1 protein-coding gene and 1 pseudogene are annotated in these 876 nt (G+C 59.9%); both read right to left on the reverse strand.

What is annotated here, in order from left to right; translation table 11 throughout:
• A pseudogene (locus JMY24_RS38100) lies at positions 1 to 204 on the reverse strand (helix-turn-helix domain-containing protein); the annotation flags it as partial.
• Positions 201 to 836, reverse strand: a complete 636-nt coding sequence (locus tag JMY24_RS38105) for a hypothetical protein (RefSeq protein WP_128598715.1) — start codon at positions 834 to 836, stop codon at positions 201 to 203. The pseudogene JMY24_RS38100 and the gene JMY24_RS38105, both read right to left, overlap by 4 nt.
• Between the last annotated feature and the right edge of the window lie 40 nt (positions 837 to 876).

Genomic DNA, 876 nt, shown 5'->3' on the forward strand with positions numbered 1-876 from the left:
GCGCTCAAGCCAGCGGTACAACTGCCGGCGATTGAAGTGTGTCGACTTTTCGATGGCTCTGATCGGTTCGCCAGCGATATAGCGCAATATGGCCTGACGACGTGCCTCGAACTTGCGGCGGACTGGTTCGTCGAGTTCGGTATGGGCGACAGTAGGCCATGCGTTGACATCGATCGCCTGCAACTCCGGCTTGCGGCGACTCATGATGTTGCCTCCAACGCTGTGAAGGAGGTGAGCAGCGACAGCGGTTGAGTCTGAAGTGCCGAGGCGCTGACGCGACCTGTGTGGAGCAGGCTGAACAGCGCAGCGCGAACAATCACCGGGTCGCTGGGCAGGAACTCGCGCTCGATATCGAGCAGTCGCCGTGGCTCCTCCACGAATTGCATGATGGCTGGTGGTAACGTTGCCGGCACGAGGCACCGATTCGCAACAAGGTAGGGGAGGATGCGCTGCCAGTTGTCCGTCCATGCACGCGCCGCGGCGAGATCGGCCGATCCAACAAGCCGGACCTCTGCGGTGCAAGCGTCAAGTACGGCGCATGACCCGTCTGCATTGGATCCAAGCAGCAGTTCGCTTAGTATAACCAACTCATCGCGATCAACGTAGCGCACCCAGAAATCGGCGAGGTGACGGTCTTCGTTGATCAGCACATAGCCCGGTCGCTCGCAGAAGGTGATCACCTTCGGATTCGCCTCGAGTAGTAACCATTGTTCAAGCAACGCACGACGGTAGAACATCACGCGGCGCGCGAGTTTGGGGCTGAAGGCTTCAAATCGATGTGCGCCGCGTGGACGGCCAAGCGCGATCGGCCTGGTGACCTGAAGGGTATCCGCCATGAGGTCAGCCTCCTAAGGACGGGATTCGAAGTGTAGGAGG

The organism is Paraburkholderia kirstenboschensis, from assembly GCF_904848585.1.
Taxonomy (GTDB): domain Bacteria; phylum Pseudomonadota; class Gammaproteobacteria; order Burkholderiales; family Burkholderiaceae; genus Paraburkholderia; species Paraburkholderia kirstenboschensis.

Excerpts from the sequence above, each read along its gene's own strand:
- JMY24_RS38105 (WP_128598715.1), bottom strand. The coding sequence starts at position 836 with ATGGCGGATACCCTTCAGGTCACCAGGCCGATCGCGCTTGGCCGTCCA.